Origin of the sequence: Pseudostreptobacillus hongkongensis, from assembly GCF_001559795.1 — a bacterium.
In the GTDB taxonomy this organism is placed as follows: domain Bacteria; phylum Fusobacteriota; class Fusobacteriia; order Fusobacteriales; family Leptotrichiaceae; genus Pseudostreptobacillus; species Pseudostreptobacillus hongkongensis.
Window position 1 is genome coordinate 86,195 of the sequence record NZ_LOHY01000088.1, and the last position, 23,383, is coordinate 109,577.

Annotated in this window: 23 protein-coding genes; all 23 read left to right on the plus strand. The window is 25.7% G+C overall.

The window, feature by feature from the left end; genetic code table 11:
- The first annotated feature begins 3 nt into the window (after positions 1–3).
- The 23 genes from AYC59_RS04275 (at position 4) to radA (ending at position 23,381) form a co-directional block, all read left to right on the plus strand.
- Complete coding sequence (locus AYC59_RS04275; RefSeq protein ID WP_066895556.1) at positions 4–1,797, plus strand: hypothetical protein; 1,794 nt, start codon at positions 4–6, stop codon at positions 1,795–1,797.
- Positions 1,798–2,319, plus strand: coding sequence for a hypothetical protein (locus AYC59_RS04280; protein WP_066895558.1), 522 nt, complete (start codon positions 1,798–1,800; stop codon positions 2,317–2,319).
- Positions 2,319–3,593, plus strand: coding sequence for a 16S rRNA (cytosine(967)-C(5))-methyltransferase RsmB (gene rsmB / locus AYC59_RS04285; RefSeq protein ID WP_066895560.1), 1,275 nt, complete (start codon positions 2,319–2,321; stop codon positions 3,591–3,593). The genes AYC59_RS04280 and rsmB overlap by 1 nt, the downstream gene beginning before the upstream one ends.
- Position 3,594: 1 nt before the next feature.
- Positions 3,595–5,337, plus strand: a complete 1,743-nt coding sequence (locus tag AYC59_RS04290) for an NUDIX domain-containing protein (RefSeq protein ID WP_066895562.1) — start codon at positions 3,595–3,597, stop codon at positions 5,335–5,337.
- The gene (locus tag AYC59_RS04295; protein ID WP_066895564.1) at positions 5,337–5,900 is read left to right on the plus strand and encodes an RNA methyltransferase; all 564 of its coding nucleotides are present in this window, start codon (positions 5,337–5,339) and stop codon (positions 5,898–5,900) included. Before AYC59_RS04290 ends, AYC59_RS04295 begins: the two co-directional genes overlap by 1 nt.
- A gap of 9 nt (positions 5,901–5,909) precedes the next feature.
- Positions 5,910–6,302 carry a PTS-dependent dihydroxyacetone kinase phosphotransferase subunit DhaM gene (locus AYC59_RS04300; RefSeq protein WP_066895566.1) on the plus strand — a complete coding sequence of 131 codons (393 nt, stop codon included), beginning with the start codon at positions 5,910–5,912 and terminating at the stop codon, positions 6,300–6,302.
- An 8-nt stretch (positions 6,303–6,310) separates the two neighbouring features.
- Complete coding sequence (locus AYC59_RS04305; protein WP_066895568.1) at positions 6,311–7,006, plus strand: hypothetical protein; 696 nt, start codon at positions 6,311–6,313, stop codon at positions 7,004–7,006.
- Between the two features lie 9 nt (positions 7,007–7,015).
- On the plus strand, positions 7,016–7,351 hold the full coding sequence (locus AYC59_RS04310) for a hypothetical protein (protein WP_066895570.1): 336 nt from the start codon (positions 7,016–7,018) through the stop codon (positions 7,349–7,351).
- On the plus strand, positions 7,339–7,827 hold the full coding sequence (rimM, locus tag AYC59_RS04315) for a ribosome maturation factor RimM (protein WP_066895572.1): 489 nt from the start codon (positions 7,339–7,341) through the stop codon (positions 7,825–7,827). The genes AYC59_RS04310 and rimM overlap by 13 nt, the downstream gene beginning before the upstream one ends.
- Positions 7,828–8,565 carry a tRNA (guanosine(37)-N1)-methyltransferase TrmD gene (gene trmD / locus AYC59_RS04320; protein ID WP_066895573.1) on the plus strand — a complete coding sequence of 246 codons (738 nt, stop codon included), beginning with the start codon at positions 7,828–7,830 and terminating at the stop codon, positions 8,563–8,565.
- 31 nt (positions 8,566–8,596) lie between these two features.
- Positions 8,597–9,292, plus strand: coding sequence for an ankyrin repeat domain-containing protein (locus AYC59_RS04325; protein WP_066895575.1), 696 nt, complete (start codon positions 8,597–8,599; stop codon positions 9,290–9,292).
- A 21-nt stretch (positions 9,293–9,313) separates the two neighbouring features.
- A complete protein-coding gene (ptsP, locus tag AYC59_RS04330) occupies positions 9,314–11,023 on the plus strand; it encodes a phosphoenolpyruvate--protein phosphotransferase (protein ID WP_066895577.1) in 1,710 nt (569 codons plus the stop codon).
- 8 nt (positions 11,024–11,031) lie between these two features.
- Positions 11,032–11,361, plus strand: coding sequence for a hypothetical protein (locus tag AYC59_RS04335; RefSeq protein WP_066895579.1), 330 nt, complete (start codon positions 11,032–11,034; stop codon positions 11,359–11,361).
- Positions 11,362–11,374: 13 nt separating this feature from the next.
- Positions 11,375–11,926: a DJ-1 family glyoxalase III gene (locus tag AYC59_RS04340; protein ID WP_066895581.1), complete on the plus strand. Its 552-nt coding sequence runs from the start codon at positions 11,375–11,377 to the stop codon at positions 11,924–11,926.
- A gap of 112 nt (positions 11,927–12,038) precedes the next feature.
- Complete coding sequence (locus tag AYC59_RS04345; RefSeq protein ID WP_066895583.1) at positions 12,039–12,263, plus strand: hypothetical protein; 225 nt, start codon at positions 12,039–12,041, stop codon at positions 12,261–12,263.
- Positions 12,264–12,544: 281 nt separating this feature from the next.
- Entirely contained in the window at positions 12,545–13,798 is a 1,254-nt protein-coding gene (locus AYC59_RS04350) for a glucose-1-phosphate adenylyltransferase (protein ID WP_066895585.1), read from the plus strand.
- A 10-nt stretch (positions 13,799–13,808) separates the two neighbouring features.
- Complete coding sequence (locus AYC59_RS04355) at positions 13,809–15,200, plus strand: glycogen synthase (RefSeq protein ID WP_066895653.1); 1,392 nt, start codon at positions 13,809–13,811, stop codon at positions 15,198–15,200.
- A gap of 641 nt (positions 15,201–15,841) precedes the next feature.
- Positions 15,842–17,464 carry a YadA-like family protein gene (locus tag AYC59_RS04360; RefSeq protein ID WP_156445479.1) on the plus strand — a complete coding sequence of 541 codons (1,623 nt, stop codon included), beginning with the start codon at positions 15,842–15,844 and terminating at the stop codon, positions 17,462–17,464.
- A gap of 175 nt (positions 17,465–17,639) precedes the next feature.
- Positions 17,640–20,213: a YadA-like family protein gene (locus tag AYC59_RS04365; protein WP_066895589.1), complete on the plus strand. Its 2,574-nt coding sequence runs from the start codon at positions 17,640–17,642 to the stop codon at positions 20,211–20,213.
- A 385-nt stretch (positions 20,214–20,598) separates the two neighbouring features.
- The gene (gene acpP, locus AYC59_RS04370) at positions 20,599–20,829 is read left to right on the plus strand and encodes an acyl carrier protein (RefSeq protein WP_066895591.1); all 231 of its coding nucleotides are present in this window, start codon (positions 20,599–20,601) and stop codon (positions 20,827–20,829) included.
- A 3-nt stretch (positions 20,830–20,832) separates the two neighbouring features.
- Positions 20,833–21,531 (plus strand): ribonuclease III, encoded by a 699-nt coding sequence (gene rnc / locus AYC59_RS04375; protein WP_066895593.1) that lies wholly within the window; start codon positions 20,833–20,835, stop codon positions 21,529–21,531.
- 1 nt (position 21,532) lies between these two features.
- Positions 21,533–22,039 carry a pantetheine-phosphate adenylyltransferase gene (coaD, locus tag AYC59_RS04380; protein ID WP_066895595.1) on the plus strand — a complete coding sequence of 169 codons (507 nt, stop codon included), beginning with the start codon at positions 21,533–21,535 and terminating at the stop codon, positions 22,037–22,039.
- Positions 22,029–23,381: a DNA repair protein RadA gene (gene radA / locus AYC59_RS04385; RefSeq protein WP_066895597.1), complete on the plus strand. Its 1,353-nt coding sequence runs from the start codon at positions 22,029–22,031 to the stop codon at positions 23,379–23,381. The genes coaD and radA overlap by 11 nt, the downstream gene beginning before the upstream one ends.
- The last annotated feature ends 2 nt before the right edge of the window (positions 23,382–23,383 follow it).

The following is a 23,383-nucleotide window of genomic DNA, read 5'->3' on the forward strand; positions in this document are numbered from 1 at the left end:
GTAATGTTTTGGAATTTATTTAAAAAAGAAAAGAAAAACATTCATAAAGAATCTGTTAAAATAAAAGTTTTTGATGAAAATTTAAATGAAGAAATATTAGTTGAAAAAGACAAGTGGATAAAGACTTTCCTATATCCTAAAATGAAAGAAAATATAAATAATACAGAAAATTTATATAATCTTTTACTTATAGCACTTAATTATAATATATATGAAGAAGTATTAGAATTTGCCCTTATATTAAAAGATAAGGAACACTCATCTTTAAGATCCATGGAAATTTTATCAGAAATATATTTTTGTTCAAGTGATTATAGAGAAGTTTTATTTATTATAGATAAATATATAAGTGATGGAAATAATTTAAGCGGTATACTTTATTATTACTATGCACTTTCTCATCTATATTTAGAACTTGATGTAGAATATGAAGAAATAATAATAGAAGGATTAACTAAGTTTCCTAATAATAAAAAACTTGTTAAAGAATTTATAGAAATGTTAAATTCTAAAGAAGTTCATAATGCAAATGAACTTATGAAAAAAATGTCAGAAATAGATGGAGCGTATAGATTATGTATGATATTTGCAAAAAAAGAATATAAAAGTTCAAGATATCCTAGTGCAAATATATATATCTTAAAATCTATATTGTATGCTAAAAATAGAGTTGATATTTTATGTGAGATATCTGAAATATTGTTTAAGTATAATCAGTTTAGTGAATTTGAAGATCATATACTTACCAAATTTGATATTAATGAAAGAAAACTAGATTTCTGTAATATAGTTTTAAAATATTATTATCTTGTTATGAAATATATAGAAGGTCTAGATCTTTTAAAACAAATGTATGATATAAAACTTTATGATGAAAAGATTTTAAATAAATTAGTGTTTTATGAGAATGAATTTTTAAAAATGAAGTTAAAAAATAATAATATCGTTCTTTATGATAGAATTGAAAATGAAAATACAGATGGAAAGCAACAATATTTTAATATATTACACCCTTTATACTACTATATTTTAAATAGAAATGAAAAATTAGAAGTATCTAAAGATAGTTTAACAAATATAATGTTTCTACCTATAGCATTTGATACTGTTAAGCCTGTAAATAAAGAAATAAAAGATTATTTAAATATTATACCAGTTTTAATATTAGAAAAAATATACAAGTATACAAATATTAAGTTTCAGGTTACATATAATAAAAATGAAACATCTTTTATTGCTAAAAAAGGAAATTATGATTTAAACTTCTTTAAAGGTATATCTCATGTTAATCCAAAATTAAAGTATATAATAAGTGGTGTTTTAAAAGAAGAAAAAGATGGAACTTTTCTAGAAATATATAGATATGAATGTGAAAAAGATCAAATAGTTAGTATGGTTTCTCCAATACTTGTAACTAATGTTGATTCTTATTTGGCTATTAAAGTTATAAAAACTATAACAGATTATTTCAATATTATGCTTAATCTTAATGATTTTGATATTAAATTAGAAGATATTAATAGTATCAAGTATAGTTTGAATTTATTCTTTGATTTTGATAAAAGTAATAAATATAGATATTGGACAATGTTTTCACAATTAGAATATTATATAAAAAATATAAGTAAAGAAGAAGATATATTAAAAGCACTTACAATAATTAAGTTTATGAATATATATAATATGGAATATGATGGAAGATATAGAAATATTTTATATGAATTAAACTTAAAACTAAATGATAATAAAGAAATAACATCTATAATTCGTTCTGTTTTTGATAAAGAGGTGAATTAAATGTTAAAAAAAATTGAAGTTAAGAATATAATATATATATTAATTTGTTTCATATATATTTATGTTTTAACTAATCCTTTAGCTAATTTATATATACTTTTAGGATCTTTACTATTTACTTTTATGAGTATATTTTTTATGCAAGATTTACTTACTAAGTTAGCTTATAAGAATAAAAAAATGTATATTTTTATATTAATATCTACATTTATAGCTTTTATATTTGAAAGTGTACTTAATTCATCAGATTTTATAAATGATTCTATTTTAAAGTTTAATATATTACTTACAATTATGTTTGTCACGAGGGTTATGTATATTCTATCTGGTATAATTATATCTTTTTATGTAGTTGATACTAAACAAAAAAGATATCTATTAATACCTATTTTATTCATACTATCTGGTATATGTCTTTATCTTGAAATTATTAGTTCTTATGTACCTTATTTATATACACTAGCTATAATAGTGTACATAATTAATAATTTTATCAAAGCTGAGGAAGAAGGGGCTAAATAATGAGTATAAAAAAAGATGTTGTTAAGTTAATTGAAGATATAATAGAAGATGGTAAGTATAGTAATATACAAATGAACTATATTTTTAGTAAAAATAGTTATACTAGAAATGAAAAGGCATTTATAAATAACATAGTTAATGTTACAATTAAAAATTTAATGTATATAGATTACATCATAGAAAGTTTAGCTAAGTCTCCTAAAAGATATATTAAACAGATATTAAGAGTGAGTCTTGCCCAAATTCTATATACTAGTGCAGATTATAAAGGGGTAGTTTTTGAAGCAGTAGAGATTGCTAAAGAATATAATGAATTTCAAGCAAAATTTGTTAATTCATTTTTACGTAATTTTATAGAAAAAAAAGAAGAACTTGAAATTAATGCACCACTTAATGTTAAATTATCATATCCAAAATGGTTTGTAGAAAAAATGAAAATAGAATTTGGAGAAGATAAATATTTAGATGTGCTTAGAAGATATAAACAAAATAGTTATTTTTCTGTTAGAGTAAATCATAAAAAGTTATCTAAAGATAATTTTATTAAGTTAGTTAAAGATGTTGAAAGTGAAATCTTATTTGAAGTTGATAATGTATATTATTTAAATAATAATAAAATAACTAAAACAAGGGATTATTTATTAGGGAATATTCATATACAAGATGGTTCTTCTAATTTAGTTGTTAAAATTTTAAATGTTAAAGATACTGACTTAGTATATGATGCAGCAGCAGCTCCTGGTGGTAAATCGCTTGCTATACTAGAGGGGTATAATCCTTTAAAATTAGTTGCAACAGATATACATGAACATAAGGTGAATATGCTTAAGGAATTTGAAAAAGATTATGCTAACTTTGAAGCTATATGTTCAGATGCGACTAAATTTAATCAGGGGATGTATGATAAGATATTACTTGATGTACCTTGTTCTGGTATAGGAGTTTTAACTAAGAAACCTGAGAAAATATATAAATTAAAACAAAATGATGTAAAAGAAATAAAAAAAATACAAAAGAAAATATTTGATAATGTGTATAAGTTATTAAAAGAAGGTGGAGAATTAGTATATAGTACATGTACTATACTTCAAAATGAAAATACTAATAATTTAGAATACTTTTTAAATAAATATCCTGAATTAGAAGTTGTTGATGTAGAATTTCCTAAGGAAGTTAAAATTATTAAGGATAGATTTGGAGGAAATTTAATTTCTTATGAAAATAAATATTTAGATGGATTTTATATAGTTAAATTAAAGAAAGGTAAGAATTAGAATGCATATTAATTTAGATAAAAGAGTTCAATATATATTGAATATTTTAAATGAATATGGTAGTGCATATATCGTAGGAGGTGCTATAAGAGATATTTTGTTAGGTATAGAACCAGAAGATTACGATATAGCATCTAACATATCTATGAGTGAATTATTCTATATTTTAGATGAGTATAATCCAGTGGTTATTTCTGAAAAATATGAAATAGTATCTATTGAAATTGAAGGTATTAACATAGAAATAGCTCGTTTTAGAAAGGAAAATGGAGTTTTAGATGGTAGAAATCCAGAACATTTTTCTTTTGTAGATACTATAGAAGAAGATCTTAAAAGACGTGATTTTACAATAAATGCATTTGCATATAGTTCTAATACTGGACTTATCGATATATATAATGGTTTGGAAGATTTAGAAAATAGGAAAGTAAATGTAGTAGGTGAAGATGCATTCTTAAGATTAAAAGAAGATAATGTAAGAGTGTTGAGAGCCTTATATTTAGTATCTAAATTTGATTTCAAACTATCGTGTGAATTAAAGGAAGCTATAGAAAAATTTGATTTACAGAAAAAATACAAGATATCTAAAACTAATTTTTTTAAGACTTTAAATAAAATTTTATTTAATAAGTATTCATATAAGGCGCTTGATATGGCTATTAATTTAAATGTTTTAAATACTTATATACCTGAAATTAATAGTATTAATAAGAATAAAGTTATACAAAAAGATCTTGTAAATGCATATAAGGTTTACTGTAAATATAATGCTTATGAAGAAAAATCTATAGGTTATGCTATATTTTGTATATATTTAGGTAAATCTTTTTCAACTAAGAATTATATGTTCCCAAGTATATCTTTTGTTGAAGCATATTTGAAACAATTTAACTTAAATATAGTGGATATTATATTGATAAAAAATCTAATATATTATAGTAATATAACTGATAAAAAATTAGGTGTTTCATTTATTAAAAGAATGTTATTTGAATTTAGAAATAATAAGAATGTTTCAAAACTTCTAAATTTGATTTCATTTATAAATCATCACTCAAAAGATTATAATAATATTATGAAAAAAACTCTTGAGTTGTTGAGTAAAATACAATCTATATACTTTAATGGTGACATTATTTTTATGAATGATATGGATATAAGTATAGTAGATATATATAATTTAAAATTACCTATAGATATAAATAGAGATTATATTAGAAAAGAAATATATAATAAATTAATTGAAGGTGAACTTATAAATGTTAAAAAAGATATTATAGAATATATAAATGATAAATATGCTAATGGTTTGAAAATTACTGAAGTTAAATCTTCAGGAGCTTTAGTTTTTAGGTATGATAAAGAAAAAAAACTAGAATTTCTGTTAGTTAAAATTAATGGAGGTAATTGGGGATTCCCTAAAGGTCATATAGAAGAAAATGAGAATGAAATAGAAGCAGCTAAAAGAGAAATTAGAGAAGAAACTGGACTTGATGTAGAACTTTATTATTCAGATGAATTTAAAAAGGTTATATCATATATTACTAATGATGGTAATTTAAAATACGTTACTCTTTATTTAGCTGAGGTTGGAAATGATGATCAGGTTTATATAGATAATTATGAAATAGTTGATTATAAATGGTTAAGTCTTGATGAAGCTCTTAAGGTGATAACTTATTCATCTCAAAGAGATGTTTTACATAGTGCAAGATTATATTTATTTATGAGAAAGGGGATGTAATGAGAAATAATATTTTTTTAGGATTGGTACATTATCCAGTTTATAATAAAAATAGTGAAGTTGTTGCAACTTCAGTTACAAATTTTGATATACATGATATATCAAGATCATGTAGAACTTATGATATTAACAAATATTTTATAATAACTCCAGTAGATGCTCAAAAAGAATTGACTTCTAGAATAATAGGTTTCTGGCAAGAAGGAGATGGAATAGATTTTAATAAGGATAGAAATGAAGCTTTTGAAAATACTTTGCTTTCAGATAGTATAGAAGATAGTATAAAAACTATAGAAAAAATGACAGGGAAAAGACCTGTTATAGTTACAACTTCAGCTAGAATGTTTGAAAACACAGTTTCTTTTTCAGAGCTTAGTAATAAAATATTTAATGATGATGAAGTATATTTATTATTATTTGGTACAGGTTGGGGTCTAACTCAAGAAGTTATGGATATGTCTAAATATATATTAGAACCAATAAGAATAAATACAAGATATAATCATTTATCAGTAAGAGCTGCTGTAGCTATAATACTTGATAGATTATTTGGAGAAAAATAGGAGGAATTTATGGTAGGAATTGTTTTGGTTTGTCATAGTAATGCAATGACAGATGCATTTTTAGAATTTTGTGAAGTATTAAAACAAGAAGATTTTCCTTTGTTAAATGGGGGAGGATCACATTATGATACTTATGGTACTACACCTGAAATGGTTGCTAGTATTGTAAAAGAAGCAGATAAAGGAAACGGTGTACTTGCAATAGTAGATTTTGGTAGCTCTATTAATGCTGTACAAGGTGCTCAAAAAATATTAAAAGGTGAAATCGAGCTTGAAATAGCAGATTGTCCTTTTGTCGAAGGAGCTTTATCTGCTATAGCTGCAAATGATGAAAGTTTGGATTTAAAAACTTTAAAAATGATAGCAGAAGATAGTTCTAATTTTAAAAAAATTAAAGGCTAGGTGAATTTATGATTAGAGTTTTAGATTTGACAAGAGAATTTATAAGGTTTTTTAAAAATAATTGGTTTAAACTGATAATTATACTTTTAGCTAATATATTTATAAATATTTATGTAGCTAATTTTATTGATAATAGTAGTTCTACTTATTTTTGGGTTAGTAGTATATCTTTAATAATATTAGATATATTATTGCTTAATGTATTTATGTATGAATATACAGATAATAAGTTTAATTTCAGAAGGTTTTTAGAATATTTTGCTATAAGAATTGTTATAGTTTTAATAACATTATATACTGGAACTAATCATTTTTTAGCATTACCTTTTTCAACTGTATTAATGGTATTTAGTTTTATATTGATATTTTTTAAATATTTATATTATAGTGATGAAATAAGTTTATCAAATTCTATAGATTATTCTTTTACTTTATTTAAAGCGGTTTGGTTGCAAATTTTATCTATAATATTTATATATACTTTTTTAGTTGTTGTACTTACTCTTATAATGACATTTGCTTATATAGATACTAATACTTTAGCAAATATTAATGATTCTATTTTGTTACAACAATATATTAGAGAAAATACAATGATTATTTCTAAAAATTATTTATATATAACATTAATTGAGTTGTTAGGTATGATTGAATCGGTTTTAATAGGAGTTTATTACTATAGATTAAAAAAGATAAAAAATTAGGTGGTAATTATGTTTAAAGAAGTTTGTAAAGATAATTTTAAATTTATTAAAAGTACTTGGATTATATTATTACTTATGTCATTGTTTTTATCTTTTATAATGTATTTAGATATAAAGGTATTGTTGTTTAATATTATAGTAGCATTAAAGATTATGAGTATTTATCCTTACTTAGGAGGTTATGAATTATATGATGCATTACCAATGTTATTAAGAGCTTTATCTGATCCATTTATGATATTCATAATTATTTTAATTGGATTATTAGAAAATGCTTTAATTGGTTCATATTTCTATAATTTAAAAAAACTATACTACAATGAGGAGAGTGGATGGACAATTTAATATTAATAGGTCAGGTAACTGGTACACATAGATTATTAGGAACTGTTAAGGTTAATAGCAAGTTTCCTAATGTTGAAATTTTAAAAGGGTTAAGTGTAATACTTAAAAAAGATAATGATATTAAAATATCTAAAATTAATGATGTTAAAGGTATTACTGGAGGTAGAGTTCTATTTGATTTAGATAAAATAAATAATTTAGATCTTGCAAAAGAATTAGTGGGATATAAGATATATGTTAGATCAGACTTAGTCCCTGATTATAAAGAGGAAATTTCTATTATAGGGTATAATGTATATGATAAAGAAGAACATATAGGTGAAGTAATAGATATTTTAGAAACAGCAGCACATGAAATACTTATAGTAGATAATTTAGGAAGTGAAATTATGATACCATATATAGATGTGTTTGTAAAAGAAGTTGATGATGTAAAGAAAATAATTAAAGCAGAGTTAATAGAAGGAATGAGATAGATGAAAATAAGGGTACTTACATTATTTGAAGAGTTATTTTCGCTTTACCTTTCTCAAACTATAATGAAACGTGCAGATGACAATGATATAATTTATGATATTGTGAATATTAGAAATTATTCAAATAATAAACATAATCAAGTAGATGATACACCATTTGGTGGTGGAGCAGGTATGGTACTAAAACCTGAACCCTATTGGGCATATTTTAGAGAACTTAGATTAAATAAAGTAAAAAAACCTTATACTGTATTTGTAAGTCCACAAGGAAAAACTTTAGATCAAAATAAACTAATAGAGTTATCTAAAATAGAAGATTTATGTATAATATCTGGAAGATATGAAGGCCTTGATCAAAGAGTTATTGATAAATTTGTTGATGAAGAAATATCTATAGGAGATTATGTTTTAAGTAGTGGTGATTTGGCATCTCTTGTTTTAATAGATGGTATAGTTAGAATGAAAGATGGTATAATAAAAAAAGAATCATATGAAACAGATTCTTTCTATAATGGATTATTAGGATTTCCACAATATACAAGACCTCAGGTTATTGATAATATGACAGTTCCTGAAATTTTATTAAGCGGTAATCATAAATTAATAGATGAATATAGGTTTGAAAAATCTGTTTTTAAAACTTTAAAAAACAGACCAGATCTAATACAAGAAAAAATAGAAGATAAAAATTTCAAGAAAAAATATGATTTAATAATAAATCAAATTTTAAAAAAGTAAAAAATATGATATAATACAATGGTGATATAGAATGAGTAAAAAAATATTTATATTAATTTTTATTCTTTTGAATTTAATATCATATTCAGAAGATGAAAAAATATATATAGTTGGTGAAAAAGCAGAAATAGAAGAAAAAAATGAGAATAGATTAGAAACATTTTTAAATTCTATAAAATATTTTAATAATACAGTTGCACTAAACTATATTAATGGAAGTAAAAATGAGTATTCTACTGTTTATCCAGCTGGTTCATATTCACCAGGATTTCAAAATGTAATTACAAAATCAGAAGTGGATCCTATAGATATAAATCTTAAGAATTCAGTTGGAGAAAGTGCAGTTATACTTGCTATAGAATATGGAAATAATGCAATATTGAAAGAATTACTTAAACATGATGTAAACTTAAATGTTAAACATCCTGTATTTGGTAAATATCCTATACATTCAGCAGTGTATTTTCAAAATAGGGAAGCAGTAGAAATGTTGCTTGAAAAAGAACCGGATTTTGTAAATTTTAAAAATGATGTAGACGGTTGGATGCCACTTGAAGATGCGGTATTAAAAGGTGATGCAGATATAGTAAAATTACTTTTAGATAAGGGAGCAGATCCTAGACTTAGAGATTATTCTGGTAAAAGAGCTATAGATTTGGCGGTTAATTATGGTAAAGGTGAAATAGTTAAATTACTTAGAGATAAGATAGTTGAATTGAGAAAATAAATATACGTGGAGGAAAATGTTATGATGAGATTAACAGGAATAGGTGCATCTGAGGGTGTAGCAATAGGAAAAGTTTTAATTTTTCACCAAGAAGAATTAGAATTTCCTAAAGAGAAATTTTTAAGTAGTGAAACAGCTGAATCTGAAATTATTAAGTTAGAAGAAGCTATGAAAAAATCAAAAACACAATTAATCTCTATTAGAGAAAAAGTAAGGGCAAAACTTGGCGATGATAAAGCAGATATTTTTGACGGACATATACTTTTACTAGAAGACGAAGATTTAATGGATGAGATTACAGCTAAAATTAAAGAAGATGGGTTAAAGGCTCCTTATGCATTAAAAGAAGGAATTGATGGTTATTGTGAAATGTTATCACAACTTGATGACCCTTATTTAAGAGAAAGAGTAGCAGATTTCCAAGATATAGGAACTAGATGGTTAAAAAATTTATTAAATATAAAAATAAAAGATCTTAGTAATTTAGAACCTAATACTATAATCGTTACTAATGATTTAACTCCTTCAGATACAGCGCAATTAGACTTAGAAAATTGTAAAGGATTTGTAACTGAAGTTGGAGGTAAAACAGCACACTCTGCAATAATGGCAAGATCATTAGAAATACCAGCAGTAGTTGGAACTAAATCAATAATAACTACAGTTAAAGATGGAGAAGATATAATAATAGATGGAGATGAAGGAGAAATTTATTTAAGTCCAACTCCAGAATTAGTTAAAGAGTTTGAAGTAAAAAGATTAGAACAAATTAACGCAATAGAAGAATTAAGAAAATTAAAAGATTTAAAACCTATAACAAAAGATGGACACGAAGTTGAAATATGGGGAAATATAGGGAAACCTGAAGATGTAGAAGCAGTAATTGAATCTGGTGCTACAGGTATAGGATTATATAGAACAGAATTCCTATTTATGAATTCAGATCATATGCCTACAGAAGAAGAACAATATAGAGCGTATAGAGCAGTTGTTGAAAAAATGAATAATAATCCAGTAACTATTCGTACTATGGATATAGGTGGAGATAAAGAATTACCTTATTTAGATCTACCAAAAGAATTAAACCCATTCTTAGGATATAGAGCTATAAGAATATCTTTAGTTAACAAGGAAATGTTTAAAACTCAATTAAGAGCTATATTAAGAGCGTCTGCTTATGGAACAGTTAAAATTATGTATCCGATGATAAGTTCTATAAAAGAAGTTAGACTTGCTAATCAAATATTAGAAGAATGTAAAGCAGAACTTGATGCTATAGGTAAGAGATTTGATAGAAATATTAAAGTTGGTATTATGATAGAAACACCATCTTCTGCAATAATAGCATATAAATTTGCAAAAGAGGTTGATTTCTTCTCAATAGGAACTAATGATTTAACTCAATATTTCTTAGCAGTAGATAGAGGAAATGAAATGGTTTCAGATCTTTATTCAGCATTTAATCCAGCAGTACTTGAAGCTATACAAAAAGCAATAGACGCTGCACATAATCAAGGAATTTCTATAAGTATGTGTGGAGAATTTGCAGGAAATAAAGATGCTGCAGAATTATTATTAGGTATGGGACTAGATGCATTTAGTATGTCAGCATCTTCTGTATTAAAAGTTAAAAATAAAATATTAGAATGTAATTATACTGATGCTCAAAAATATAGAGATTTAATCTTAAGTAAAGATACAACAGAAGAAGTTATAGAGTCTCTAAGATAGGAGTTTAAATGAGAAAACTAAGAAGTGATAAAGAAGCAAAGAAAAAACAAAAAGAAGAATTATTAAATGAAGAAAGTAATAAAGAAGTAGATTATTCTAATGAATTACCTTTTACAAAATTTGATTATATAATTTATGCACTATTCTTTGTGGTTACGTTATTTAATAATAATGTTTTAGGTGTAGTAATGGTATTATCAGTAATACTTCTAGGTTCATTTATATATAAACAATTCAGTAAGAATTTATCAAATAATTTTATGTATAGATTATTTGTCTTCCTATTGTTATCAATAATAGCGCTGCCGGTACGTATGTTAATTCTTAAGTTTATGTAAGGAAGTGAATTAAATGAAAAAAATGTTAGTAATTTGGGTGAATGGACTTGAAGAAACTGAAACAATATTTCCTGTAGATTTAATGAGAAGAGCAGGAATAAAAGTTGATGCTGTAAGTATTACAGATAAACTTGAAATTTTAAGTTCTCATAATATATCCTTAAAGGCTGATAAACTATTTGAAGATATAAATATAGATGATTATGATGGAATTATGTTTTCAGGTGGTGCAGGTTATAAAGAATATGAAAAAAATTTATTTTTAAAAGAAACAGTTGAAAAATATATTTTAGATAATAAACTTGTAACAGCAATTTGTGCAGCACCTTCATATTTAGCTAAAATTGGAGTGTTAAAAAATAAGGAAGCTACAGTATATAAAGGGTTTGACCATTTTTTAACTGAAAATGGAGCTATATATGTAGATGTTCCAGTTATAAAAGCTAATAATATTATAACTGCAAGATCTGTAGCAGCTGCAAAAGATTTTGGACTTGAAGTAGTAGAATATCTTTTAGGAAAAGAAACTAGAATTAATTTAGAAGAAGAAATAATAAATTACTAGAAAAAGGCGAAAGCCTTTTTTTATTATTAGATTCATTAATTTTAAAATAAAATTAATTTCTATAGATTTTAATAATAAATTAGTTCAGGTAATATATAGGATAGTAATACTTTTGATAACTTTTTTAGTTACGTGGTATTATAGCACTCTTGCTGAAGCGAATAATAATAAAGGATTTGAAACTTTAATGGTTCATAGGATAGCTTGGATACATTTTGATATAATTATTAAAATAATAAGTTTAATATTAAGTGTTACAATATACCCACCAGCTATGAGCTATTCTATATTCATAACTCTAATATTCTTAGTTATTCCAAATCAATTTAAAAATTAGATGATATTTAAAAAATAGTAAATAAAATTATAGTAGGAGGTTGCTTTGTTTCGGAGTAATCTCTATTTTGTTGATAATAATATAAAAAATAAAGGATAAGATTTATAATATATACCAAAAAAATAGATGGTAAAATTTAAAATTACTATAAAGTTTGAAGGTGTATTTTTTGTATATATTTTTACTAAAAAATTTTTAAAACCAATAATATTTAATCTTGACAAAATATAAAATCAAGATATACTTTTAATAGATATATAAGTATAAAGGAAGTGAATATTATGGAAATGTTAGCTATGATTTTAGCCGGTGGAAGAGGTTCTAGACTTGATATACTTTCTGAAGAAAGAGTTAAACCAAGCGTGCCTTTTGCTGGTAAATTTAGAATAATTGACTTTACTTTAAGTAATTGTTCTAATTCTGGTATTTATGATGTGGCATTACTTACCCAATATTTACCTTTATCTCTAAATGAACATATAGGTTCAGGAAGACCTTGGGATTTTGAAAGAAGAGATTCAAGCATTACATTGTTACAACCTCACGAATCATTAAGAGGTCAATCATGGTATCAAGGTACTGCAGATGCTATAAGACAAAACTTAAAATTTATAAAAAATAAGAATCCTAAATATGTGTTAATATTATCAGGAGACCATATTTATAAAATGAATTATAAATGGATGTTAGATGAACATAAAAAGAATGATGCAGAATTAACAATAGCTGCTATTAATGTTCCTGTGGAAGAAGCATCTAGATTTGGTATTTTTGAAGTAGATGAGGATAAAAAGATTTTAAGTTTTGAAGAAAAACCAGAACATCCAAAAAGTAATTTTGCTTCAATGGGAATATATATCTTTAATACAGACTCTTTAATTAAATATATAGAAGAAGCTGAAGAAGTTGATCTTGACTTTGGTAAACATATTATACCTAAGATGATTAAAGAAGAAAGAAAAGTATTTGTTCATTGCTATGATTCATATTGGATGGATGTAGGAACTTATGATTCATACTTAGAAGCTAACCTTGATTTAATTAAAAAATCTGAAGAAGTTGGAATAAATTTATATGATCCTAATTGGAAAATTTATACTAGAAATGAAAACTTAGCTCCAGTAAGAATAGGTGTTACTGGAAGTGTTTTAAATTCATTAATATGTAATGGATGTAAAATAGAAGGTCGTGTTGAAAATTCAGTTTTAGGACCAGGAGTTACTGTAAGACATGGATCAACTGTAAGAAATAGTATAATATTTGCAGGAACATATATAGATGAAAATACACATATAGGTACAAGTATAATAGATAAAAATGTATATATTGGTAAAAACTCTATAATAGGACATGGAGACGATTATACACCTAATATAGAAAAACCAGACTTATTAAGTAAAGGTATAAATGTAATAGGAAAAGGTGTTAAACTTGGAGATGGAACAGTTATTGAAAGAAATGTTAGAATTTTTTCAAAAGTTGAATTAATGAATTATGGAAACTATATAACTAGTGGTCAAACAATAAAGAAATGAGTTGGGAAATATGAAAATAGTATATCTAGCTTCTGAAGTTTATCCTTTTTTTAAAACTGGAGGACTTGCAGATGTTATGGAAGCCCTACCTAAAAAGATGGTAGAATTCGGTCATGATGTGACAGTTATTATGCCTAAATATGATAAAATAGGATTAAAATATTTAGAAAAAATAGAATTTGTAGATAGAATAGAAATAAATGGAGAAATATTTAATCTTGTGAAATATCCTGATGAAAAAATAAATTACTTATTTATTGAAAATACAACATATTATGAAAGAGGACGTGTTTATGGGGATATGGATGAAGATTATCAATATGCACTATTTTGTGAAGCCTCTTTAATTTTTCTAAAAAGACAAAATATACAAGCAGATATACTTCATTGTAATGATTGGCAAACAGGTCCACTGCCGTATTTCTTAAAGGAAAGATACAAAAAATATGATCCATTTTATTGGGATATGAGGGTTGTATATACTATACATAATTTAATGTATCAAGGAAGATTTAATAATTATTCTTTTGATAGACTTGGATATTATAGAGATAGTGAAAGACTTAATTTTATGGAAATAGGACTTTCTTATTCTGATGTAATAAATACAGTTAGTCCAAGTTATGCAAATGAAATTAAATTCCCTTATTTTGCAGAAGGACTTGAATGGATAACATCATTTAAACATATATATGGTATATTAAATGGTATAAATGAAGAATTATTTGATCCGATGAATACTAAAGATATACTTCCATATAATGTGGATGACTTGAGTAATAAATTAGAAAACAAAAGAAAATTACAAGAAATGTTTTGTTTACCTAAAAATGATGATATGATAATAGGATTAGTATCTAGATTTGTTGAAGGTAAAGGACTTGATATAGTTAGTGCAAGAATAGAAGAACTTATAAAAAATGATTCAGTACAAGTGATATTTTTAGGTTCAGGATCAAGTTATTACGAAGATTACTATAGATATCTTGAAAATAAATATCCTAATAAATTTAAGGCTTATATAGGTTATTCAGAAAGTGTAGCTAATTTAATATATGCTGGGTCTGATTTATTCTTAATGCCATCAAGATATGAACCTTGTGGTCTTTCTCAAATGATAGCAATGAGATATGGAACTATACCGTTGGTAAGAGAAACAGGAGGATTAAGAGATACTGTTATACCTTATGATTTTACTAATGATAATGGTAATGGTTTTTCATTTTTGAATTTTAATGCTGATGATATGTTAAATACAATAAGATTTGCAGAATATGTATATTATGATAGAAAAGATGTTTGGAATAGACTAATTAAAAGAAATATGAAAATAGATAATTCTTGGAATAAATCAGCTAGAGAATATGAAAATTTATATAATATAGCTAAACAAACTCCCTAAAAATATATTGATTGGTATGCATTTTAATGATGCATACCTTTTTATATAATATCATAATAGTAGATTTTTTTGTTTATTATATGGTATAATCAGACATTTCGATAGAAAAAAAGATAAAAAATGCCCTTAACCTACTAAAAATGCAGGTTGTAGGGCATATATTTTTATTTTAAAAGTGTAGACATTAAATCTTAATCTTACAATTTTTCACAATATTTCTAATGTCATTACCATTAACTACAGTCTTATCTATCTGTATATCTAATAATTCAGTTATTTTATTATCTATTATACCTTCTCCTTTCCCTACATTGAAAAAGGAAACACATTTTGAATAAATAGAAAAAAATGAAAGTGTAATAATTATTAGAGTAAACATAAATTCTAAAATTATTACATTTTTTTTAAAATGTAAAAAAATAATTCCGTAATATGAAATATAGAAGGTAGAAAGGTTTGCGCATTATTGTTTGAAAAAGTAGAAAAATAGGGTATTAAGAACATGTTCTTTAGAGTATAATTTTTAAATAGGTAACAAATATTGACAAATTAAATAGGGGGGGGTATAATAATCTCTGATATTAAGAAAACTAGAATAAGGAGAATAAATAGAAAAAATTGATAAATTATTAAAAAGATATTTGAAAAGAAAAGTTAAAATGACAACTGCTTTGTTAGTTGCATTTTTGATTAGTGGGAGTTTGAGTTTTGCAAGTTCTAATGCTAGTGATACAGGTCCAGCTGATGTAGTTGAAGATAATCTTACTGATCTTTATTTAGAACCAGGAACATATACTCCAGATGAAGAAGGAAATATTAATATGACACTTATACATAGGCAAGGTGGTAATGGAGAAGATATGCCTGATGACTATAAGTATAATATGCCTAAAGAAGAATATGATAAGTTAAGTGATCATGATAAAGAAGTATTAGAAAAAAGAAGAGTTATAATAAAAAATGTTGTTAATAAGGATAAAATGACAGGAGATGTAACATCTACTACATTAACAATTACAAATGGAGATAATAGATTATTTGGAGATTCTAATTTAACAGTAGAACTTAAAGAAGATACAGTAGATACAGTACATTTAAAAGAAAATGCAGTAACAGAAAGTAAGTTAGCAACAGATTCAGTTACTGAAGGTAAAATTAAAGATAATGCAGTTACAAGTTCTAAATTAGCAACAGATTCAGTAACAACAGCTAAGATATTAGATAAAAATGTTACAACAGAAAAACTTGCAGATGGAGCAGTAACAACAGAAAAATTAGGAGCAAGTTCAGTAACTGAAGAAAAAATTCAAGATGGAGCAATTTCAAAAGATAAATTAAATACTGCTTTAAAAAATGAAATAGATGGAAAAGTTAATTTAAATGGAGAAAATATTGATGCAGAATCTAAAAAGAAATTAACAGTTAAATTAACAGAAGGAGCAGATGTATTAACAACACCAACAAATACAATAGTTACAGATACAATAGTAAAATCAGGACTAGATAAAAAGGTAGATATAGAATCTGTAAAAGGAAATATTACTTCTAAAACATTAATAATTAAAAATGGCGAAAAGAGATTAATTGGTGATTCTGATTTAGAAATAGAAATTAAAGAAAGTTCTATTACAAAAGAAAAATTATCTCAACCTTTAAAAACTAAGATTGATGAAATAGATAATAAAGCAGATACTAATGCTACAAATATATCAATACCTAACTATGTAAGAGCATTAAGTCGTGGAGCTAGTATTGAAAATCCTAATGAAATGTTAGTTAAAGATAGTGAAGTTAAAAAATATCTAGATTTAAATTACTATACAAAGCTAGAAGTTGATCGTATTAGTTCTAAATCAGATGTTGCACTTAGTGGAGTAGCTAATGCTGTTGCAATGGCAAATTTACCACAAGTATCAAGCTATAATGATTATAGACATATGGTTTCAGCATCTTATGGTAATTATGCAGGTCAAAGTGCTATATCAGTTGGTTTAAGTGGATTAACAGAAAATAATAGAGTGACATATAAATTATCTGGTGCACTTAATACTAAAGGGGAATTAGCACTAGGATTAGGTATAGGAGTAATGATAGGCAAAGCTAAAACACCAACGGTTGAAATGCCTACATCAATAAAAGATAAACTTGCAAAATCTGAAAATGAGAGAAAAGAAATGCAACAAAAATTATTAGAACAATCAAATCAAATAAACGATTTGTATAATATAATAAAAGAATTAAAACAAGAATTGAAAAAAAGATAAATTGAGATAGTTATTGAGAAATACTCCATAAAACTCATGTGAGTTAATGGCGTATTTATATTTAATATAGAAAGTATAATGGTTAAAAATATGATTAATTATTAGATATATTGACATTAACAATATTGACAAATTATGTTGGGGGGGGTATAATTTATACTGAAAAGGAGGTTGTATGAATAAGAAAAAGATTTTATTAATACTAGGTTTAATAATTATTGGAACAAGTATTAAAGCTTCTCCGACAGCCGATGAACTAAATGATAAGATAAATGCATTACAACAACAAATAGATGTATTAAAAAGAAAAAATGCTAATGCTTATTATGTTAAGATTAAAGGTGATGTATATGATACTGCTGTAAATACACCTAATGATACTGCAGATATAGGAGATGTTGGAGTAGATGGAGGATTAACACTATTACAAAGTGGTATTGCCATAGGACCAAGAGCAACAGTAAAAAATGCACCTAATGAACCTACAATAGGAGGGCAAAGAGATGCTACAAATGGAATAGCTGTTGGAGTTAGAGCACAAGTATTTGGAGCTAAAGATGGATTAGCTATAGGGACAGGAGCAAAAGTTGATACTGGAGCACAAGGTTCAATAGCAATAGGAACAGGGACAGAGGTTAGTAGAAAATTAGATGAAAGAAATATCCAAAATTTAGCTAGATGGTCAGTAGCTATAGGGACAAAGAATGTAAAATCACATGCTGAAAATGGAATAGCTATAGGGTCAGCAGATATACTAGCTGAAGATGTTGGTAGTGTAGCGATAGGTTCAAATGAAATAAAAGCAACACAACGTGCAGGTGTGGCTATAGGATCTGCAAAAATAAGTTCTACAAGTATGAGTTCAGTAGCAATAGGGTCATCTGGTATATCTTCAACAGGACATACAAGTGTGGCGATAGGGTCTTGGGTAGTTAGTTCTACGGCGAGTACCAGTGTTGCATTGGGGTCATCATATATAGAGGCAACTGATGAATATGCTCTTGCGGTAGGGTCAGAAAAGGTAAAATCTAAAAAGAATAAAAGTGTGGCAATAGGAGCATATAAAATAGAATCGGAAGCAGATAATTCTGTGGCAATAGGTTCAAACGAAGTATATTCAAAAGCAGAAAAAGCTATTGCTTTTGGTAATAATGTAGAAGTTAATGATAAAAATTCTATTGCGATAGGTTCAAGTTTAATATCACGTGGATTAAATGCGATAACTATTGGTAATAATTCAAAAGTTTCAAAAAATGATACAATAGCAATAGGGTCAAACACAATAGCATCTGGTATAAATGGTATTACTATAGGTAATAATTCTAAAGTATTAAAAGATGATAATGTGGCACTAGGGAGTGATTCTCTAGCTAATAAAGAAAGTAAAATATTAGGGTATAATCCTTATGAAATGTTTAATAAAGATGTTAGTAAGGGTGACCAAAATAAATTTATTACAGATAAAGCAATGGATTATAATAGAATAGATGCAGAAATTACACAACTTGAAACTGAAAAAGTAAATTTACAAACTGAACTTGCTGCAATAGAAAAACAAATGGAAACTACACATGATGATACGGAATATAATAAATTAATGAGACAACAAAGTTTGAAAAAATGGTATATAGGAGAAAAAGAGAAAGAAATTTCAACAAAAATAAAAGAAAGAAATGATTTATATCTACCTTGGATGTCAACATCAGGAGCAGTGTCAGTTGGTAATGTAGAAAAAGGTATAACAAGACAAATAACAAATGTATCGGCAGGAACTTTACTAACAGATGCCGTAAATGTAGCACAACTTAGAAATATTACATTAAATGTTAGAACGACAAAAGATGGAGATATACATAAAATAAAATTGTCTGAAAGTACTCTTAACTTAATTGGAGAAAATGGTATAACAACTAGAGTTGATGATAAAGGTAATATAATGATAGGAATGGCTAATGGAACAACACCACAACCAACTCCAACACCACAACCAACTCCAACACCACAACCAGCCCCACAACCAACTCCAACACCACAACCAGCACCAACTCCAGATAACACTATAGGAATAGGTAAAGTTGAAAAAGATAATTCTAATACTGTAACAGGTGGAACAGTATACAATGCTATAAATCCTATAATAGAAAAAGTTAATACTATAGGAACAGGTAAAGTAACAGTTGGAAATAACAATACTGTAACAGGAGATACAGTAGCTAAAGCTATAAATAGTATTGATAGAGTTAAATTTACTTCAAATTCAGAATACATAACAGTAGATAAAGTTGAAACTACTGATAATAATGGAGTTAAAACAGTTGATTATAAGTTAAAATTTGATGATTCTAAATTAGGTAATGTTAGTAAATCAGCAGATGCTGGAATAGCAAGTGCAATAGCAATGGCAAATTTACCACAAATAAATAATTCAACAGGACATAGATTTAATATAGCGAGTGCTATTGGTATACATAAAGGAGAAACAAGTATAGCGCTAGGTTTAAGTGGAATAAATCATAGAGGAACATTAGTATATAGAGCAAGTGGAACACTAAATACTAAAGGTAATGTATCATTTGGACTAGGTATAGGTTACCAATTTGATAAGAATACAAGAGATAATGATACTGAAAGAAATGATATAAATGAACTTAAAAATAAATTAGAAAATTTATCACGTGAAAATTCTGAATATAAAAATAGTATCAATCAATTGTTAAAGAGATTAGAAGCTTTAGAAAAAAATAAATAATATTTATAATAATTTTAATTAAGGCATGTGATTATAACATTTTATAATCACATGTTTTTTAATTAGATAAAAATTTGGGTAACGATTGACGGTTGATTGGTATTCTTGACAATATATTAATTTTACTAATGATTTTTGGGGGTGAAAATTTGGTTAGTGAGAAACTGATATAAATGAAATAAGTTTATATCTTATTAAAATTAAAAAATTATTATCTAATGGGAAGTATGATTTTGTGCATTTGGGGTTTACAAAAAAATTAATTTAAAAATTTTGTGCATTTTAAACTTTACACTCCATATAATATCATAATAGTAGATTTTTTTGTTTATTATATGGTATAATTAATATAATTGATATGAATGTATATTGAAAGGATAAAAGTATGTTAGAAGGATTAAAAGAGATAATATTAGAACAATTAGATGTTGATTCAAATGAAATAACATTAGATGCAAATATAGTAGAAGATTTAGGAGCAGATTCTTTAGATATTATTGAAATTGCTACAGCTTTAGAAGAAAAATATGGAATAACTATAGAAAAAGAAGAGATGAAAAATATTGTTAAAGTAGGAGATTTAATAAATTTAATAGAAAATAGGAGAACAAAGTAAGATATGAAAAATGATTTTGATGTTTTAATGTCAAAAATCAATTATAAATTCAAAAATATAAGGCTTTTATTTGAAGCACTTACACATAGATCATATTTAAATGAACATGCATCACGTAATATTAAAGATAATGAAAGATTGGAATTTTTAGGGGATGCTGTTATGGATTTAATAACGACTGAATATATTTATAAAAAAAATATAGAAAGTAATGAAGGTGATTTATCTAAAAGTAAAAGTAAAATAATAAGTGAGAAAGTTTGGGCATCGATAGCAAGAGATTTAGAAATAGGAAATTATATTTTCTTGAGTAACGGCGAAGAAATTAATGGAGGAAGAAAAAGAGATTCAATACTTGCTGATGCTTTTGAAGCACTTGTAGGAGCTGTGTTTTTGGATTCTGATTTTGAGACAGTAAAAAACATATTTGTGAATTTAATTGAAGATAAAATAAATAATTTAGATAAAATAGAAGGTATTTCAGATTATAAAACAACTCTCCAAGAAATGACACAAATGAAGTATAAGACTATACCAATATATCAAACGATTTCAGAAACAGGTCCAGACCATGATAAAACTTTTGAAATTGAAGTTATTATATCTAATAAAAGATATGCAACAGCTAAGGCTAAAAGTAAAAAAGAAGCTGAAAAAAAAGCAGCAAGTATTGCTATAGAATTATTAAAATTGGAGAAATAAGATGAATAAAAAAGTTATATATCCAGGAAGTTTTGATCCAATAACTAAAGGACATTTAGATATAATTAAAAGAACATCGATGCTTTTTGATGAACTTATAATAGGAGTTTTTGTAAACTATTCTAAGAAATCTTGGTTTAGTACTAATGAACGTGTTGAACTTATAAAAAAAGTATTAGAATCAGAGGGAATAACTAATGCGAAAATAGTTGAATTTTCTGGATTATTAGTAGACTATATTAATAAGAAAGATATAGATATATTAGTTAGAGGATTAAGGGCAGTATCTGATTATGAGTATGAATTGCAAGTTAATTTAACTAATATGGCATTGACTAATAAAAAATTTGAAACACTATTTTTAACAGCATCAAGAGAATATCTTTATTTGAGCTCTAGTATAGTTAAAGAAGTGGCTATAAATGGAGGCAATTTATTAGAATTTGTTCCTAAAATAATAATAGAAGATGTTATAAAAAAGGCAGAAAGTATAAAAGATGGCAGATAAAAAGAAAATAAAATATGTGTGTAATGAATGTGGTTATCAAAGTACTAAATGGATGGGGAAATGTCCAGCTTGTGATAGTTGGGGAACTATAGAAGAAGAAATAGAAGTTAAAATGTCAGGTATTAGAAAAACTGTTAAGAATGTTTCTTCTACTAAAATAAATGAGGTTAAGTTTGAAAAAGACTTTAGAGTAAAAACAAAATATGAAGAATTTGATAGAGTTTTAGGTGGAGGTCTTACTAAAGGAGAAGTAGTTTTAATTACTGGTAATCCGGGTATAGGTAAATCTACCTTTTTGTTGCAACTTTCAAATGAATATGCTAAAAATAGAAATGTTTTGTATATTTCAGGGGAAGAATCAGTTAAACAAATTAAAGAAAGAGCTGTTAGAATACAGGTTAATTCAAGTAAGTTAAACCTTTTAAGTGAAACAAATCTAGAAGTAATAGAACAAACTATAGAAAATGAAAAACCAGAAGTGATAATAATAGATTCTATACAAACTATATATTCTGAAAATGTGAGTTCAGTTCCAGGAAGTGTAAGTCAAATAAGGGAATGTAGTTTAAAATTAATAGATATAGCAAAAAATAATGATATTTCATTTTATATTGTTGGTCATGTTACTAAAGATGGTAAACTTGCAGGGCCTAAATTGTTAGAGCATATGGTAGATGCTGTACTTTCTTTTGAAGGTGATGAAAATAATTATTATAGAATAATAAGAAGTATAAAAAATAGATATGGATCGACAAATGAAATTTCAATATTTGATATGAGAGAAGATGGTGTTTCTGAAATTAAAAATCCATCTGAATTTTTCATATCAGAAAGAGATGAAAAAAATATTGGTAGTATAATAACAACATCTATAGAGGGTTCCAGAGTAATATTATTTGAAATACAGACTTTATCATTTCCTATAAAATTTGGTATACCCAAAAGAGTTATAGAAGGCTATGATAAAAATAGAGTAGAACTTTTATCTGCTGTTGTATCAAGAGTTTTTGGGATGGATTTATCAGGGAATGATATATATTTAAATATACCTGGGGGTATAGAAATTAAGGATCAATCTGCAGATCTTGCTATAGTTTTATCTTTAATATCAACTATAAGATCTATAGGTATAAGTCAAAAAATAGCTGCTATTGGAGAAATAGGGTTAAGAGGTGAGGTTAGAAAAGTTTCTTTTATTAAAAAGAGAATAAAGGAATTAGAAAAACTTGGTTTTACTGGAGTGTATTTACCTAAATTACATATGACTGAGCTTGAGAATTTTGAAACAACAGTAAAACTAAACTATATCAATAATATATCAGAATTGGTGGAAAGGCTGTGATT

Excerpts from the sequence above, each read along its gene's own strand:
- AYC59_RS04275 (WP_066895556.1), top strand. The coding sequence starts at position 4 with ATGTTTTGGAATTTATTTAAAAAAGAAAAGAAAAACATTCATAAAGAA.
- AYC59_RS04280 (WP_066895558.1), top strand. The coding sequence starts at position 1,798 with ATGTTAAAAAAAATTGAAGTTAAGAATATAATATATATATTAATTTGT.
- rsmB (WP_066895560.1), top strand. The coding sequence starts at position 2,319 with ATGAGTATAAAAAAAGATGTTGTTAAGTTAATTGAAGATATAATAGAA.
- AYC59_RS04290 (WP_066895562.1), top strand. The coding sequence starts at position 3,595 with ATGCATATTAATTTAGATAAAAGAGTTCAATATATATTGAATATTTTA.
- AYC59_RS04295 (WP_066895564.1), top strand. The coding sequence starts at position 5,337 with ATGAGAAATAATATTTTTTTAGGATTGGTACATTATCCAGTTTATAAT.
- AYC59_RS04300 (WP_066895566.1), top strand. The coding sequence starts at position 5,910 with ATGGTAGGAATTGTTTTGGTTTGTCATAGTAATGCAATGACAGATGCA.
- AYC59_RS04305 (WP_066895568.1), top strand. The coding sequence starts at position 6,311 with ATGATTAGAGTTTTAGATTTGACAAGAGAATTTATAAGGTTTTTTAAA.
- AYC59_RS04310 (WP_066895570.1), top strand. The coding sequence starts at position 7,016 with ATGTTTAAAGAAGTTTGTAAAGATAATTTTAAATTTATTAAAAGTACT.
- rimM (WP_066895572.1), top strand. The coding sequence starts at position 7,339 with ATGGACAATTTAATATTAATAGGTCAGGTAACTGGTACACATAGATTA.
- trmD (WP_066895573.1), top strand. The coding sequence starts at position 7,828 with ATGAAAATAAGGGTACTTACATTATTTGAAGAGTTATTTTCGCTTTAC.
- AYC59_RS04325 (WP_066895575.1), top strand. The coding sequence starts at position 8,597 with ATGAGTAAAAAAATATTTATATTAATTTTTATTCTTTTGAATTTAATA.
- ptsP (WP_066895577.1), top strand. The coding sequence starts at position 9,314 with ATGATGAGATTAACAGGAATAGGTGCATCTGAGGGTGTAGCAATAGGA.
- AYC59_RS04335 (WP_066895579.1), top strand. The coding sequence starts at position 11,032 with ATGAGAAAACTAAGAAGTGATAAAGAAGCAAAGAAAAAACAAAAAGAA.
- AYC59_RS04340 (WP_066895581.1), top strand. The coding sequence starts at position 11,375 with ATGAAAAAAATGTTAGTAATTTGGGTGAATGGACTTGAAGAAACTGAA.
- AYC59_RS04350 (WP_066895585.1), top strand. The coding sequence starts at position 12,545 with ATGGAAATGTTAGCTATGATTTTAGCCGGTGGAAGAGGTTCTAGACTT.
- AYC59_RS04355 (WP_066895653.1), top strand. The coding sequence starts at position 13,809 with ATGAAAATAGTATATCTAGCTTCTGAAGTTTATCCTTTTTTTAAAACT.
- AYC59_RS04365 (WP_066895589.1), top strand. The coding sequence starts at position 17,640 with ATGAATAAGAAAAAGATTTTATTAATACTAGGTTTAATAATTATTGGA.
- acpP (WP_066895591.1), top strand. The coding sequence starts at position 20,599 with ATGTTAGAAGGATTAAAAGAGATAATATTAGAACAATTAGATGTTGAT.
- rnc (WP_066895593.1), top strand. The coding sequence starts at position 20,833 with ATGAAAAATGATTTTGATGTTTTAATGTCAAAAATCAATTATAAATTC.
- coaD (WP_066895595.1), top strand. The coding sequence starts at position 21,533 with ATGAATAAAAAAGTTATATATCCAGGAAGTTTTGATCCAATAACTAAA.
- radA (WP_066895597.1), top strand. The coding sequence starts at position 22,029 with ATGGCAGATAAAAAGAAAATAAAATATGTGTGTAATGAATGTGGTTAT.